The sequence below is a fragment of the Kluyvera sp. EC_51 genome (assembly GCF_019584505.1).
In the GTDB taxonomy this organism is placed as follows: Bacteria; Pseudomonadota; Gammaproteobacteria; order Enterobacterales; family Enterobacteriaceae; genus Kluyvera; species Kluyvera sichuanensis.
Genome location: NZ_VDAG01000016.1, coordinates 20,712 through 35,559 on the forward strand (window position 1 = coordinate 20,712; position 14,848 = coordinate 35,559).

Annotated in this window: 16 protein-coding genes; 9 read left to right on the forward strand and 7 right to left on the reverse strand. The window is 53.2% G+C overall.

Annotated elements, in window-relative coordinates; translation table 11 throughout:
• Positions 1-26 precede the first annotated feature (26 nt).
• A complete protein-coding gene (gene fabY / locus FHC49_RS05085) occupies positions 27-968 on the forward strand; it encodes a fatty acid biosynthesis protein FabY (RefSeq protein WP_185668850.1) in 942 nt (313 codons plus the stop codon).
• A gap of 24 nt (positions 969-992) precedes the next feature.
• On the opposite strand, the gene FHC49_RS05090 is transcribed toward fabY, so the two are convergent.
• Positions 993-1,904, reverse strand: a complete 912-nt coding sequence (locus FHC49_RS05090) for an alpha/beta hydrolase (RefSeq protein ID WP_220439047.1) — start codon at positions 1,902-1,904, stop codon at positions 993-995.
• Between the two features lie 206 nt (positions 1,905-2,110).
• Between FHC49_RS05090 and FHC49_RS05095 the strand changes: the two genes are divergently transcribed.
• Both FHC49_RS05095 and FHC49_RS05100 read left to right on the forward strand, forming a co-directional pair.
• Positions 2,111-2,353: a CopG family transcriptional regulator gene (locus FHC49_RS05095; RefSeq protein WP_220439108.1), complete on the forward strand. Its 243-nt coding sequence runs from the start codon at positions 2,111-2,113 to the stop codon at positions 2,351-2,353.
• Positions 2,354-2,355: 2 nt separating this feature from the next.
• Positions 2,356-2,727 carry a type II toxin-antitoxin system VapC family toxin gene (locus FHC49_RS05100; protein WP_185668847.1) on the forward strand — a complete coding sequence of 124 codons (372 nt, stop codon included), beginning with the start codon at positions 2,356-2,358 and terminating at the stop codon, positions 2,725-2,727.
• A 37-nt stretch (positions 2,728-2,764) separates the two neighbouring features.
• On the opposite strand, the gene fdhE is transcribed toward FHC49_RS05100, so the two are convergent.
• Genes fdhE through fdnG form a run of 4 tightly spaced genes read right to left on the reverse strand, consistent with a single transcriptional unit; the run spans position 2,765 to position 8,288 of the window.
• The gene (gene fdhE / locus FHC49_RS05105) at positions 2,765-3,694 is read right to left on the reverse strand and encodes a formate dehydrogenase accessory protein FdhE (RefSeq protein ID WP_185668846.1); all 930 of its coding nucleotides are present in this window, start codon (positions 3,692-3,694) and stop codon (positions 2,765-2,767) included.
• Positions 3,691-4,326 (reverse strand): formate dehydrogenase cytochrome b556 subunit, encoded by a 636-nt coding sequence (gene fdoI / locus FHC49_RS05110; protein ID WP_220439049.1) that lies wholly within the window; start codon positions 4,324-4,326, stop codon positions 3,691-3,693. Before fdoI ends, fdhE begins: the two co-directional genes overlap by 4 nt.
• Positions 4,323-5,225: a formate dehydrogenase subunit beta gene (gene fdxH / locus FHC49_RS05115; RefSeq protein ID WP_035892321.1), complete on the reverse strand. Its 903-nt coding sequence runs from the start codon at positions 5,223-5,225 to the stop codon at positions 4,323-4,325. Before fdxH ends, fdoI begins: the two co-directional genes overlap by 4 nt.
• A gap of 12 nt (positions 5,226-5,237) precedes the next feature.
• Complete coding sequence (gene fdnG, locus FHC49_RS05120) at positions 5,238-8,288, reverse strand: formate dehydrogenase-N subunit alpha (protein WP_220439051.1); 3,051 nt, start codon at positions 8,286-8,288, stop codon at positions 5,238-5,240.
• Between the two features lie 504 nt (positions 8,289-8,792).
• Between fdnG and fdhD the strand changes: the two genes are divergently transcribed.
• A complete protein-coding gene (fdhD, locus tag FHC49_RS05125) occupies positions 8,793-9,542 on the forward strand; it encodes a formate dehydrogenase accessory sulfurtransferase FdhD (protein ID WP_220439053.1) in 750 nt (249 codons plus the stop codon).
• Here fdhD and FHC49_RS05130 read toward each other — a convergent pair.
• Together FHC49_RS05130 and FHC49_RS05135 are read right to left on the reverse strand one after the other, a co-directional pair.
• Entirely contained in the window at positions 9,509-10,018 is a 510-nt protein-coding gene (locus FHC49_RS05130; RefSeq protein ID WP_185668842.1) for a YgjV family protein, read from the reverse strand. The genes fdhD and FHC49_RS05130 overlap by 34 nt on opposite strands.
• Before the next feature lie 59 nt (positions 10,019-10,077).
• Positions 10,078-10,599 (reverse strand): Crp/Fnr family transcriptional regulator, encoded by a 522-nt coding sequence (locus tag FHC49_RS05135; RefSeq protein WP_220439054.1) that lies wholly within the window; start codon positions 10,597-10,599, stop codon positions 10,078-10,080.
• Positions 10,600-10,728: 129 nt separating this feature from the next.
• On the opposite strand from FHC49_RS05135, the gene FHC49_RS05140 reads away from it, so the two are divergent.
• The 5 genes from FHC49_RS05140 to FHC49_RS05160 all read left to right on the forward strand — a co-directional run bounded on the left by FHC49_RS05140 (position 10,729) and on the right by FHC49_RS05160 (position 14,825).
• Entirely contained in the window at positions 10,729-10,941 is a 213-nt protein-coding gene (locus FHC49_RS05140; RefSeq protein ID WP_185668840.1) for a YdgH/BhsA/McbA-like domain containing protein, read from the forward strand.
• A gap of 388 nt (positions 10,942-11,329) precedes the next feature.
• Complete coding sequence (locus FHC49_RS05145; protein ID WP_185668839.1) at positions 11,330-12,310, forward strand: 6-phosphofructokinase; 981 nt, start codon at positions 11,330-11,332, stop codon at positions 12,308-12,310.
• Between the two features lie 11 nt (positions 12,311-12,321).
• Positions 12,322-12,636: a PTS sugar transporter subunit IIB gene (locus FHC49_RS05150; protein ID WP_185668838.1), complete on the forward strand. Its 315-nt coding sequence runs from the start codon at positions 12,322-12,324 to the stop codon at positions 12,634-12,636.
• The gene (locus tag FHC49_RS05155) at positions 12,629-13,996 is read left to right on the forward strand and encodes a PTS sugar transporter subunit IIC (RefSeq protein ID WP_185668837.1); all 1,368 of its coding nucleotides are present in this window, start codon (positions 12,629-12,631) and stop codon (positions 13,994-13,996) included. The genes FHC49_RS05150 and FHC49_RS05155 overlap by 8 nt, the downstream gene beginning before the upstream one ends.
• The gene (locus FHC49_RS05160; protein WP_185668836.1) at positions 13,983-14,825 is read left to right on the forward strand and encodes a class II fructose-bisphosphate aldolase; all 843 of its coding nucleotides are present in this window, start codon (positions 13,983-13,985) and stop codon (positions 14,823-14,825) included. Before FHC49_RS05155 ends, FHC49_RS05160 begins: the two co-directional genes overlap by 14 nt.
• The last annotated feature ends 23 nt before the right edge of the window (positions 14,826-14,848 follow it).

The window sequence follows — 14,848 nt, forward strand, 5'->3', positions numbered from 1 at the left end:
CGTGGGCGACAAAAGAGAGTGCCATTATGTACCATCTCAGAGTACCGCAGACTGAAGAAGAGTTAGAGCAGTATTACCAGTTCCGCTGGGAAATGCTGCGTAAACCCCTGCATCAGCCCAAAGGTTCCGAACGTGATGCCTGGGATGCCATGGCGCACCATCAGATGGTGGTTGATGAGCTGGGAAAGCTGGTCGCCGTAGGGCGGCTGTATATCAATGCGGATAATGAAGCTTCTATCCGCTTTATGGCGGTTCATCCTGAGGTTCAGGATAAAGGGCTGGGGACGCTTATCGCGATGACGCTGGAGTCCGTCGCGCGCCAGGAAGGGGTGAAACGCGTCACCTGTAGCGCGCGTGAAGACGCCGTGCCGTTCTTTTCCAAACTAGGATTCAAGAACGAAGGGGAGATAACGACCCCGCAGACAACCCCCGTTCGCCACTTCCTGATGATTAAACCTGTTGCCTCGCTGGACGATATTCTGCACCGCGGCGACTGGTGTGCGCAGCTGCAGCAGGCCTGGTACGATCATATTCCGCTCAGCGAGAAAATGGGCGTGCGCATCCAGCAGTATACCGGGCAGAAATTTATTACCACCATGCCGGAAACCGGCAACCAGAACCCACACCATACGCTGTTTGCCGGTAGCCTCTTTTCGCTGGCGACGCTTACCGGCTGGGGGCTTATCTGGCTGATGCTGCGTGAACGCCACCTGGGCGGCACTATTATTCTGGCCGATGCCCATATCCGCTATCGAAAACCTATCACCGGTAAACCGACAGCCATCGCCGACCTCGGCTCGCTAAGCGGCGACCTGGACCGACTGGCCCGAGGGCGTAAAGCGCGCGTGCAGATGCAGGTTGAACTGTTCGGCGATGACACCCCTGGCGTGGTGTTTGAGGGAACCTATATCGTGCTGCCTGCAAAACCATTCGGTTCGTATGTCGAGGGCGGGAACGAAGAGGAGTAGGGTATCTCTTTTCGCCCAACATATTCAGTGGCCCGCCACCCTTCGGGCCACGTCCTGCATTGCCTCCCGCGCCGTTTGACTTATGCCACCTAGCTGGAAAAAGCCGTGAATAACGCCGAGATAGCGTTGGCTGGTGCATGACACACCTTGCCGGGTGAGCCGTTCAAAAAGTGCTTCTCCTTCATCCCGCAGCGGATCGTACTCGGCGGTGATGATATGCACCGGCGGCAGGCCGTTAAAATCATCGCGCCAAAGCGGGCTGGCTTCCGGGTGCTGTGGGTCGTGTTCCTGAAGATACATTTCAAAGCCGGAGAGCAGCGTGTCGCGGGTAATGATGTAGTCCTGGCCATTGCTGACATAGCTTGCAAAGCTGGATGTTGCGTCAAGCATAGGGTAAATCAGCACGAGTTTCGCGGGAGCCCACACGGCGGAAGCTTTCAGGCGCAGCGCGGTTACCAGCGCCAGATGCGCGCCCGCGCTGTCCCCCATCAGTGTTACCCGCTGGCGGTCAATACCCAACTGCTGCGCGTATTTGTGGATCAGGTTGGCACCGCGCTCGGCGTCATCGTGGGCGGCGGGGAAAGTGTGCTCTGGTGCCAGCCGGTACTGCACCGCAATGACCCGACACTCGCTATGCCAGGCTAATTGTCGCAGCTGATTATCATGGGTGATAAACCCACCGCTGACAAAACAGCCGCCATGAAAGTAAACAATGCAGGGGAGTGACGATGCTGGATTTAGCGGCGAAATGACGCGAAATGTCATCTCTTCGAGCACAATATCTTCTGATTTGACGCGAATCTCTTTTTCGCCTGCCAGCGCTGTGCTGGCAATATACCCCTTTCTCCGGTCATCAATATTCTGCTTGCGTGAAGAGGGGCGACCCGCTGCAATAAACTCAGCAACTAACTGCGCAATGCCGTTTTCCAATGCCATGATGATGTCCTTTTTGCTGTATAAACATACAGCTTTATAGCCTGGTTTATCGCGAATGAAAACGGGGAAATTGGGTAGGGTGGTGATTGTGGATAGCGGCTCGCAAAAATGCACGATTTCTCCATTGCAGCCTATAACCTCATTTAAATCACGTGTATTTTGTTCACTTGTTGAGCACTGGTGATATACTGGAGGTATATATGAGCGTGATGGTTGAAAGGGATATGGGCAGAATACTTCTCGATTTGTCGGATGAGGTGATTAAGCGCCTCGACATCCTTAAACAGCAGCGAAATCTTCCCCGTGCGGAACTGTTGCGTGAAGCCGTTGAGCAATATCTGGAAAAGCAAAGCCAGGCTGAGCTTATGATCTCGGGCGCGCTTGGGATCTGGCAAGAGTGTGAAGAAGATGGCGTTGAGTATGAACGTAAGCTCCGTGAAGAGTGGTAGCGATGAAAAGACCCGTTCTTTTTGATACCAATATTTTAATCGATCTCTTCAGCGGACGGATGGAGGCGAAGCGGACGATGGACTCCTATCCTCCGCAACATGCGATAAGCCTGATAACCTGGATGGAGGTCATGATCGGGGCAAAGCGTTTTCATCAGGAGCAGCGAACGCGAATTGCCTTGGGCGCATTTGAAATTATTGGTGTGACAGAAGAGATTGCGGAGCAGAGTGTGAATCTACGTCAGGAGTATGGTATGAAACTGCCCGATGCCATTATTCTGGCGACTGCACATGTTCATCGTCGGGAACTGGTGACGCGCAATACAAAGGATTTTGCGGGACTTCCGGGCGTGATTTTACCCTATGCGCTGTAAACCGGGCCGAAAATGCAGCCCGGTTTAGCGCGGGAATTTACTCCCCTTCCCCCGGGAACAAGAACGGGTTAATCGAGCTGCGGGCGAACCCTTCCTGCTCCATTCGCGCGTCCAGTACCAGTGAGGCAAGGTCGTCGGCAACCGCTTCGACTTTCGGGTCTTTTTCCTGATAGAGAATCTTTAGGTAAGTGCCGCAGTCACCGCAGCTTTCGGCTTTGATGGCAGCCTGCTCGTTGTCCAGTGACCAGTAATGCAGGTCGCGGCTCTGTTCGCAGTTGCTGCACTTCACGCGCACCACGTGCCATTCGGTTTCACACAGGTTGCAGTGCAGATAGCGCAGCCCCTGAGTAGTACCAATTTGCACCATGCTGGAGACCGGCATTGAGCCGCAAACCGGGCAGAACTGGCGCTGTTCGCCGTATTCGGCACGGGCTTTTCCCGGAATCAGACTGGCCATTTGCGCCCAGTAAAGCGACAGAGCAGCCCAGATAAACGGCGCTTTATCGCTGCTCACGGAAGCAAAGTCAGAGGCAAACAGCGCGCTCGCCATCTGCTCCAGCTCCTGCTCGGAGGCTTTCTCCAGATTCTCGATGACCGCCAGCGCTGGGCCACTCATCTCTGGCTTCAGCTCGGCAATCATCGATTGCAGCAGCGTGTGCCAGTGCTTGTCGCGCGGCAGAACGTGAATATCCAGCGGCGGCTTGCCTTGGTCATTCGCTTCTTTGATGCGCGCAGTGAGATCCATTTTCAGCGGGTGGTCGTACAGCACCACTTCCTGTGCGTGGGCGATGAGCGCAGCAAAGCGCAGGTAATCACCCAGCGGATTATTCTCTGCCAGCTCGCGCAGACGTTCGGCGCGGCGGTTGTAGAGGTTCTTGAGTCTGGGGAACAACAACGGCGGAATGACTTCCGCCGTACGTTTCTCGCTCGAACCCAGCTCATCTTGCGGGATTATGCGAATACTCATTCAGATGACTTTTCCTGTTTCTGGCGGACTTCACGGTACCAGCGCGGGTGGTGTTTCTTCGCCCACGTTTTGGTAACCCATCCCTCCACCATCGCGGTAATGGTGCCTTTCACCCAAAGGGCGGCGTAGATATGCACCATGATAACCACAATTAACGCCACTGCGGCAAATGAATGCAGCATTAGCGCAAATCGGATCACCGGGATTGAGAAAGCAGGCGCAAAGTACGGACGCCAGATAATCACACCGCTCACCAGCAGCAGCACCAGGAAGATAATCGCCGCCCAGAATACGCATTTCTGACCGAAGTTATAACGCCCGGTGTCACCTACTTCCTCGTTGACGACGATCTTACGAATATTCTTCGCCCAAAAGATATCATCCCGATTGATTAGATTGTGGTGCCAGTAACGGAAAAACATGATGATAAACGAGGCAAACATGATGACCCCGACAAACGGGTGCAGAATTCGCGCCAGCTGCGGAGTCCCCATGATTTGCATCAGCCAGTTGAAGGAGGGGAAGAAAAATCCCAGCCCGCTTATCGCCGCCAGCATGAAGCAGAAGGCGGTGACCCAGTGGTTGATGCGTTCCGGCGCCGTGTAGCGCACGATGGTGTCACGTTTTTTCATTTGCGCACCTCATCGTCTTTCTCATCCAGATTGTCTTCTTCCTCTTCTGCACGGTTCGGACCGACCCCGACGTAGTGGAAGATGCTCGCGGCGAACGTAGCGGCAAAGCCGATAGCGGCCAGCGGTTTCCAGACGCCTTTCCAGAACTTCACGGTGGCGCTGATTTCCGGGTTCTCCGGCAGACCGTGGTACAGATTCGGTTTATCGGCATGGTGCAGCACGTACATCACGTGCGTACCGCCAACGCCAGCCGGATCGTACAGGCCCGCATTGTCGTAACCACGGGTTTTCAGTTCGGCCACGCGCTCGCCCGCCAGCACTTTCATATCCTCTTTGGAACCAAAGTGGATAGCGCCGGTTGGGCAGGTTTTCACGCATGCCGGTTCTTGCCCGACGTTCACGCGGTCAACGCACAGCGTACATTTGTAGACGCGGTTGTCTTCCGGGTTGAGTCGCGGCACGTTGAACGGGCAGCCAGCAATACAGTAGCCGCAGCCAATGCACTGCTCTGACTGGAAGTCGACGATGCCGTTGGCATACTGAATGATAGCCCCTTCCGACGGGCATGCCTTCAGGCAGCCCGGGTCGGCGCAGTGCATACAGCCATCCTTACGGATGAGCCACTCTAGTTTGTCGTTCTGTTCCACTTCCGAGAAACGCATTACCGTCCAGGATTTGGCGGTTAAATCCGCCGGGTTGTCATACACCCCGACGTTGCTGCCAATCTCGTCACGGATGTCGTTCCACTCTGAACAGGCCACCTGACAGGCTTTACAGCCGATACAGGTGGTCACGTCGATAAGCTTCGCCACCTCTTCCTGGTGATCCCGCGCGCGAGGCGCGGGAGTGAAACCGTTAGTGGCGGAACGACGGATGATGTCCTGCGATTGATAAGCCATAGGTCGTCTCCGTTACACCTTTTCCACGTTCACCAGGAAGGACTTGAATTCCGGCGTCTGCGAGTTCGCATCGCCGACGGACGGAGTCAGGGTATTCGCAATAAACCCTTTCTTCGCCACGCCTTCATAGCCCCAGTGGATTGGAATACCGATGGTATCGATATCCTTACCGTCAACTTTCAGCGTGCGGATACGCTTGGTCACCACCGCCTTGGCTTTGATATAGCCGCGGTTAGAGGAGACCTTCACGGTATCGCCATGGCCGATGCCGAGCTTATCGGCGAGCTTCTCACCAATCTCCACGAACTGTTCCGGCTGTGCGATGGCGTTAAGCAGCGCATGCTTGGTCCAGTAGTGGAAGTGCTCGGTCAGACGGTAGGTGGTACCGACGTACGGGAACTTATCCGCTTTACCCAACGCTTCCCTATCACCTTTAAAGATACGAGCGGCAGGGTTAGAGATGACGTTCGGGTGCAGCGGGTTGGTGCCCAGCGGCGTTTCAAACGGCTCGTAGTGTTCCGGGAACGGACCTTCAGCCATCTTATCGAGGGCAAATAGGCGACCCATCCCTTCCGGCTGCATGATAAACGGCCCAACGTTGCTGCCCGGTGCCGCGGCGCTGTAGTCCGGAATATCCACGCCGCCCCATTTCGCGCCGTCCCATTTGAGGAGTTGGCGCTTCGGATCCCACGGGTTACCCTGCGGGTCTGCGGAGGCACGGTTATACAGGATGCGACGGTTCAGCGGCCATGCCCAGGCCCAGCCCAGCGTGTTGCCAAGGCCGGATGGGTCGGCGTTATCACGACGCGCCATCTGGTTGCCGTCCGGCGTCCAGCTACCGGCGAAGATCCAGCAACCGCTGGCGGTGGTACCGTCATCGCGCAGTTGGGCGAACGAGCTCAGCTGTTGGCCTTTCTTCACGATAACCGCGCCGGTGGCCGGGTCGATAATATCGGCCAGCGCCTTACCGTTGTTCTCCATCGCCACTTCCTCAGACGCAGGCTCATCCGGCGTTGAGTAGTTCCAGCTCATGTTCAGTACCTGTTCAGGTACTGGGCCGCCCTCTTCGGCGTACATCTTACGCAGGCGTAAGAAGATGCCGGCCAGGATCTCACCGTCGGTGACGGCATCCCCCGGGGCGTCCGCGCCTTTCCAGTGCCACTGCAGCCAGCGGCCGGAGTTAACGATAGAACCGTTCTCTTCGGCGAAGCAGGTGGACGGCAGGCGGAACACTTCAGTCTGGATTTTCGACGGATCAACATCGTTCGACTCGCCGTGGTTTTGCCAGAAGGTCGCCGTTTCGGTGTTGAGTGGGTCAATGGTGACGAGGAACTTCAGTTTAGAAAGCGCCGCGACCGTTTTGTTTTTGTTCGGGAATGACGCCACCGGGTTAAAGCCCTGGCACAGATAGCCGTTGACCTTACCCTCGTTCATCATCTCGAAGTACTGCAGGACGTCGTACCCTTTGTCCCACTTCGGCAGCCAGTCAAAGCCCCAGCTATTTTCCGCCGTCGCTTTATCGCCGTAGAAGGTCTTCATCATCGAGACGAAGAATTTCGGGTAGTTGCCCCAGTAGTTCACCTGACCATCCAGCAGCGGTTTAGGCGTGTTGGCGGTGAGGTAGGTTTGCAGGTCAGTCTGCTTCTCGTTTGGCAGCGTCATGTAGCCCGGCAGGCTCGTCGACAGCAGGCCGAGGTCGGTCAGACCCTGGATGTTGGAGTGGCCGCGCAGGGCGTTCACGCCGCCGCCTGCCATACCCATGTTGCCGAGCAGCAGCTGAATCATCGCCATGGTACGGATGTTCTGCGAACCGATGGAGTGCTGCGTCCAGCCCAGTGCATACAGGAACGAGGCGGTTTTATCGTGCGCGCTGGTCTCTGCGATGTACTCGCAGACTTTCAGGAAGTCGGCTTTTGGCGTACCGCAAATCTTCTCTACCATCTCCGGCGTGTAGCGGGAAATATGCTGTTTCAGCAGATTCCAGACGCAGCGCGGATGGGTGAGAGTGGTATCGCGTTTCGCGTGGCCGTTCTCATCCAGTTCGTAGTTCCAGGAGGTCTTATCGTACTTACGCGCTTCGGCGTCGTAGCCGCTGAACAGGCCGTCGTTGAAGCTAAAGTCTTCACGCACGATAAGGCTGGCGTTGGTATAGGCTTCGGTGTACTCGCGGTTGAATTTTTCGTTATTCAACAGGTACAGCATCACGCCCGACAGGAAGGTAATGTCGGTACCGGAGCGAATTGGGGCGTAGAAATCCGCCACTGACGCGGTTCGCGTAAAGCGGGGGTCGATAACAATCAGCTTCGCGCCATTATGGATCTTGGCTTCCATCGCCCAGCGGAATCCCACCGGATGCGCTTCTGCCGCGTTCCCACCCATCACGACGATGAGGTTGGCGTTCTTCATGTCAACCCAGTGGTTGGTCATCGCACCGCGACCAAATGTTGGAGCAAGACTTGCTACCGTTGGTCCGTGTCAGACACGCGCTTGGTTGTCGACCGCGAGCATACCGAGCGCGCGGGTGAATTTCTGTGTTAAGAAGCCGGTTTCGTTACTGGAAGCAGAGGCGCACAGCATACCGGTCGTCAACCAACGGTTAACGGTGGTGCCTGCTTCGTTTTTCTCGATAAAGTTGGCGTCGCGGTCGGCCTTCATCAGCTTGGCGATGCGGTCGAACGCTTCATCCCAGCTGATTTGTTGCCATTTATTGGAGCCAGGAGCGCGGTATTCAGGGTATTTCAGACGGCTTTCAGAGTGGATAAAGTCCACCAGGCCTGCGCCTTTCGGGCACAGCGCGCCGCGGTTTACCGGGTGATCCGGATCCCCTTCGATGTGGAAAATTGAGGCTTTTGCGTTTTTTGCGCCGTCGCCGAGGCTATACATTAAAAGCCCACAACCGACAGAGCAGTAAGTGCAGGTGTTACGGGTCTCACGGGTGCGCAGCAATTTATACTGCCGTGTTTCCGCGAGTGCGATGCCTGGGGCAAAGCCCAGTGCGGCTGCCGTGGTTCCTGCCATACCGCCAGCGCAGATCTTAAAGAACTGCCTTCTGCTGACCTGCATGGATCGCTCCTTGTTTCGACATTGTCATTGCTTGTAGTTGTTCTCCGTCGTAGTCAGACGAAGATTCTGAATACTAAGATGCCCTCAGTTCCAGGAGGGCTTTGGTTCAGAATACCACAATATCGGTAGGCTTGTTCCAATGCGGTTAATGATAGGTGAATGGATTTTGCGCGGATTAACATTGAATCGTGAGATTTATCACATTTAACTCAGTTTATCGCGTTACTTTGGCGGGTGATTAACGAAGATAACCACAAGGTAGTACCTATAGTTTACACAGACTTTTTGTAGCAGAATGTCGCTAAAAAATGCGCACTGTGCGTTATTGCACCACAAAGTTGATCCATAATAAGCCTCAATTCCCTCCTGTTGTGATGGAATAGACGCCCCTTATTGTTGAAGTCGTTCAGAGTACTTGCCGTGTTTAATGTTAAAGATGAAGTCGAACCCTCGTTGCAGCTAATTGGCGCGGTCGAGCGTTCCGTCTTCAGAAGGCCAAAAATTATGCAACCGACACAGGATATTCTTGCTGAAGAAGTTCCCGTTGCGCTGGTCTACAACGGCATTTCCCACGTCGTGATGATGGCGACGCCGAAAGACCTCGAAGCCTTTGCGATTGGCTTTTCTCTGTCTGAGGGCATTATCGAACACCCGCGTGAAATTTTCGGCATGGACGTGGTGCCGGCCTGTAACGGCGTGGAAGTCAGAATCGAACTCTCCAGCCGTCGCTTTATGGGGCTCAAAGAGCGCCGTCGCGCGCTTGCCGGGCGTACCGGGTGCGGCGTCTGCGGCGTTGAACAGCTTAACGATATCGGTAAGCCTATTCAGCCGCTACCTTTCAGCCAGACCTTCGACCTGGCCCACCTTGACCATGCGCTCAGACACTTAAACGATGTGCAACCGGTTGGTCGTGAAACGGGCTGCACCCATGCGGCGGCCTGGGTGATGCCATCGGGTGAACTGGCGGGCGGGCATGAAGACGTGGGCCGCCACGTGGCGCTGGATAAACTGCTGGGCCATCGTGCGCAAGAAGGCATGCGCTGGCAGCGAGGCGCTGCGCTGGTTTCCAGTCGCGCCAGCTATGAAATGGTGCAGAAGTCAGCCATGTGTGGCGTTGAGATTTTGTTTGCGGTCTCTGCAGCTACTACGTTGGCGGTGGAAGTTGCCGAGCGTTGCAACCTGACGCTGGTGGGTTTTTGCAAGCCGGGCAGAGCGACGATTTATACCCACCCAGAGCGCTTATTGACGGAGTAATGACGCCAGGCAGCCAGCAAAATGCTGCCTGAAAACGCCATCTCCATGATGATAGCCATCGGCGAACCGACAATCACATTGTTTAGCACCCAGCATAAACTACCTCCTAGCGTGTATCCTCGCAGTTTATTGGTTTTATCCTGAAAAGAGGCGAAGGTCATCAGCAGGCTGCCGGCCAACGGCAACAGGTTTGTCATTCCCTGCCAGAAACAGGCGCTACAGATTAACGACGCCGCCATAAATACCCACATTGCCCATAGGCGCTGCGTCAGGATCGCTGCCGTAAAGCGGCAAGCCGCAATCGTCATCAACCCGGATGCCACAGGTTGCTCCAGCAGATAAAAATGGAGCGCCAGCAGGCTGGTTGAGCCAGCAAGAAGGGTGAGCGTCATGGTTCGATGACGAAAGTGAAAGGCAGAAATATCCAGCCCAAAACTGATGCCAGCAAGGATCTGGGAAACAAGAAATGTGGTCATAACGGACGCCATTGCACAAATGAATGGCGGAACAATAAGTGACGCCATCGGCGATGGCGTTAACCTTTGTTAAGACGTTGGCGAATGCGCGAAAGACTGACTGGCGTAATCCCGATATAGCTGGCGAGATCCCGTTGCGTAAGCTGTGACTCCCAGCCCGGGAACTGGCTCTGAATATACCGATAGCGTTGCTCAGGGGTATTGAGCAGCAGCATCTGCTCCTTTTTTTCTTTGTAGATAAGTTGCTGAATGAGAAACTGCATTTTGCAGTCCTGATTTTCGGCGGCATCCAGAAAAGAGAGGGGAACTTCACTGACCTCTCCCGCCGCGAGCGCCTGCAGGCTGTAATCAGCAGGGGTAGCCGTTAACCAGTTGAGATATAAAAAGCAGCACTCCCCCGAAAAATAGAACTCTTTTACCCGCTCCACGCCCTGGTCTGAGTGATAAACCGCGCGAACAACACCATGATGCAAATAGTAAAAATAGCTTTGCATCTCCCCCTGATGGAGGAGCCAGTCGCCCGCCGACAGCGGTTTTCTTCGACTCTCCAGTAAACCTTTTAGATCCTGACTTAATAACATTTTTTATCTCAAAAAAATTGAAAGATAAATGCAAATCATTCCGCTATTAGTTGATGAGAATGTGGCCTACTATTTATCACATCAAGGCAACACGCCTTATCTAAACAACCAAGTGAAAGGGTTTATATCATGAAAAGCATCAAAACTTTTGTCGCAGTTATCGCACTCTCCGCTTCTTTCGGTACCTTCGCTGCTCAGACCGTGACCGCAACAGCCTCCACAATGGATGGTGCAGAAGCTAAAATCGCCGCTCAGGCACAGGCTGCAGGGGCATCGTCTTATAAAATTACCGAAGCGTTTACCGGTAACCGTGTGCACATGACCGCACAGCTGAATAAATAAGCGAAAAGCACCTGTAGAAAGAGCGCCCCAGGGGCGCTTTTTTTGTTTCTGCTAAAGATCCCCACGCATCACTCCCTTCTTAAGACAAAATTATGTGTCGATGTTCACATTTTTGCTCTCTCATAAAAACGTCACTAACCCTGAAAACCATTTGTTTATTTACGGGTATTTGCCCATAAAATAACTTCCTGATAATTAAAGTTTTTAATTAGTAAGTGTCGTTGTGATCTCATTTTAAAAATGAGATTTAAATCACAAAAAACACCGTTTTTTATTATGTGTCAATATTAGGCCTGACTTAAATTATCGCTATTATGTGATCTTCGTTGCAAATAGAGGTCTTGAAGTCAGGGAAAAATGCTTTCACGGAAACAGGTGAGGGCAGAAGATGAAAATCGGTATTGTCATTAGCGGTGGAGATGTCTCTGGAATAAATAATTTTATTTTCCAGGTCGCGAGACTTGCCTGTGCACAGATCACGCTATTTAACGGTGGCATACCGGGTTTATTAGATAAAAATCATCGGGAGGTCTCCTGGTCCGATTTAGTAGATTTTTCTATTTCCTCTATTCCACTTATTACGTCTGGCCGTACAGCGCGAAATTTACAGCGCAGTGAGTACGAAACCATTGCGAAGAAAATAAAGTCGTTACGGATTGATGTGCTGATTATGGCTGGCGGTGATGGCAGTCTGCAATTCCTGAATACGCTCAGCGAATTTGATATTAACTGTTTTGGCGTCGGTATGACGATCGACAATGATGTTTATGGCAGCGACTACACCATTGGCTTTTCTACCGCCTGCGAGCAAATTATCAAAGAAGTATCGCGCTTAAGAAATACCGGCAGGGCCCTTCCCGGGCGCGTTTTTATGGCGGAGATTCTGGGCGGTTATTGCGGCGAGTTAACGCTGCAATCGGCGATAAAATCGAACGCCGATATTGCGCTGATTCCAGAAGCGCAGATCCCTCTGGACGCTCTGGCAGAGCGTATTAAGCAAAAACTGGCTAGCCAGAATAGCGTCGTTATTCTGTGCTCTGAAGGCTACACCCGCGAGTACTCTCCGGGCTTTCAGGGCGCAATAGATACCATGATAAAACAACTCGAACCGCGTATTGGCGTGCGTATCCGCAAAACCATCATTGGTTACGGTTTACGCAGTGGCGACCCGACCTGTGAGGAGATTTATCAGGGTACCATTATGGCGAATGAAGTGGTTCGCTGTATTCAATCTGGTATGAGAAATAAAGCCGTTATTATTAATTCAAGCAATAAACCTATTCCGATTGATTTAGTCAGTATGAAAAAACGTCTGGTTGATACCGACGGACATTATTATAAACTTGCCAAACAACTCAATATAATTTGAGGAGACCCTACATGCTGAAAATTCTCTGCGTATGTGGCTGCGGCCTCGGCTCAAGCTTTGCTATTGAAATGACCGCCAAGGCCGTTTTAAAAAAACTGGAAATTCCGGCGCATATTGAACACACCACGGTATCGGAGGCCGGGGCATTTAAATCTGACATGATTCTGACGCAAAAAACCTTTGCCGATATTCTGACAGCCGATGCCAGCGAAGAAGAGATAAAACGCGTGGTGATTTTAAATAAGCTGACGGACAAAGATGAGATCGAACAAAAGATTGTCGCGTTTTTAAATGAACGTAATTTACAGGTAGCCGACTATGAATAGTGTCGTTGAGTTTATCGTCAAAGATTTGCTCGGCCAGGCTTCAATACTCATCGCCTTTATTGCGATGCTGGGGCTTATCCTACAGAAAAAATCACCGGGCAAGACGGCTGAGGGCACATTTAAAACCCTGCTCGGTTTTTTAATCATGATGGCCGGTATCAACATCATTGTGGCCACGCTGACGTTCCTGAATGACATCTTCACTCAGGGCTTTGGCATGAAGGGTTACATTACCGATGTCGCGGCGATTGCCGGTTTAGCCAACCGCGAGCTGGGTTCCGAGGTGGCGCTGACCCTGCTGGTGATTTTTGCCGTCAACATCATCATCGCTCGCCTGACGCCACTGAAATATATCTTCCTGACTGGCCAGGCGCTGCTGTGGATGGCGACTATTGGTGCCGTTATCGGCTATAAAGCCGGGCTGACGGGGCTGCCGCTGATTTTGACCGGCGGGATCTTCGGCGGCGTAATGGCGGTACTGATGCCCGCGCTGGCGCAACCGGTGGTGCGGCGGATCACCGGCTCAGATGACGTCGCGCTGGGGCACTTCTGCACCATTGGTTACCTGGTGCAGGCGGCGGTCGCTAAAGTGGTCGGCAAAGGCTCTCGCTCCACGGAAGATCTTGAATTACCGGATAACTTCAAGTTTCTGCAGGACACCTATCTCGCTATGGCAGTGGTCATGGTGCCGATGTACCTCATTCCGGCATTGGCAGCAGGCCCGGCATATATCGGCCAGTTCTCTAACGGCATTAACTACCTGATGTACGCCTTTATGCAGTCCATCCAGTTTGTAGCCGGGGTCTTCGTTCTCTATAGCGGCGTGCGCCTGCTGCTCAATGAACTGGTGCCAGCGTTTCGCGGGATTGCAATGCGCATCGTCCCTGATGCCAAACCAGCGCTGGACTGCCCGGTACTGTTCCCTTATGCGCCAAATGCCGTGATTGTTGGCTTCCTGGCAACAACGGTCGGTTCGATCATCGGCATGCTGGTCTTCCCGATGTTCGGTCTGGCGATGATTCTGCCCGGCCTGCTCACTAACTTCTTTGCGGGCGGCACGGCGGGTGTATTTGGCAATGCGTTGGGCGGTCGTCGCGGGGCGATGATTGGCGGTGTGGTGCACGGGCTGTTTATCACCTTCCTGCCCGCCATTCTGGTGCCGATGCTTGAAAGTTACGGCTTTACCGGCGTGACGTTCAGCGATTCGGATGTGATTAGTTCTGGGCTGGTATTAGGCCACGCCTTCCAGAATAACTGGTTATTTGTCGCGTTGTTTATTGTCTTTGTCGCCGCACTGGCATGGTTTGTAAACGGTAAATCAGCTAAGCCGAAAGGGGAAAACGTTCATGAGTCTGTATAACTTCAACGATATTCTTAATATTGCCCAGCAGAGAAATTTTAAAGCCATCGGGTCGTTTAATTTGCACTGTATTGAAATGCTGCCCGCGTTTTTCAAAGCCGCGCAGCAGAGTAACAGCCCGCTAATGATCCAAATTTCCACCGGGACGGCGGAATATTTAGGCTATCGTTTACTCGTGGATGCCGTTAGCTCGCTGGCCGAAAGTGAAAATGTGCCAACCTGCCTGCATCTGGATCACTGCTCGGATATCAGCGCCATTGAAACGGCAATGAACGCTGGGTTCTCGTCGGTGATGTATGACGGTTCCCATCTCAACCTGGAGGAGAATATTGGCAACACGCGCATCGTGGTTGAAATGGCGCGCCCGCGTAATATTACGGTTGAGGGGGAGCTGGGCGCCATTGGTGGCTCTGAAGACGGCAAAGCCGTCGCCGTAGAGGATATCTGCTTCACCACGGTAGAGGACGCCAAACGCTTCGTCGATGAAACCCAAGTCGATATGCTGGCGGTCTCTGTGGGGACGGTGCACGGGCTGTATACCGGCAAGGCAAAAATCCAGCACCAGCGGCTTAAGGATATTAGTGCGGCAACCGGCGTGCCTCTGGTGTTGCACGGCGGCACCGGCGTGAGCGATGAGGATATGCGCCTGGCGGTGACTGAGGGAATTAACAAGGTCAACGTCGGCACAGAAATGAATGTGCAGTGGGTTGATCAATGTAAAACCGCCTTTGAAAAAGGCAAAGTGAATGACAGCGTGCGGAAGTTTTTAATTCCAGCAAATAATGCCGTCACTCATGTATTAATGGAAAAGATCGCTTTATTTAAATAAACGTCTCTTTATTACTCGATATT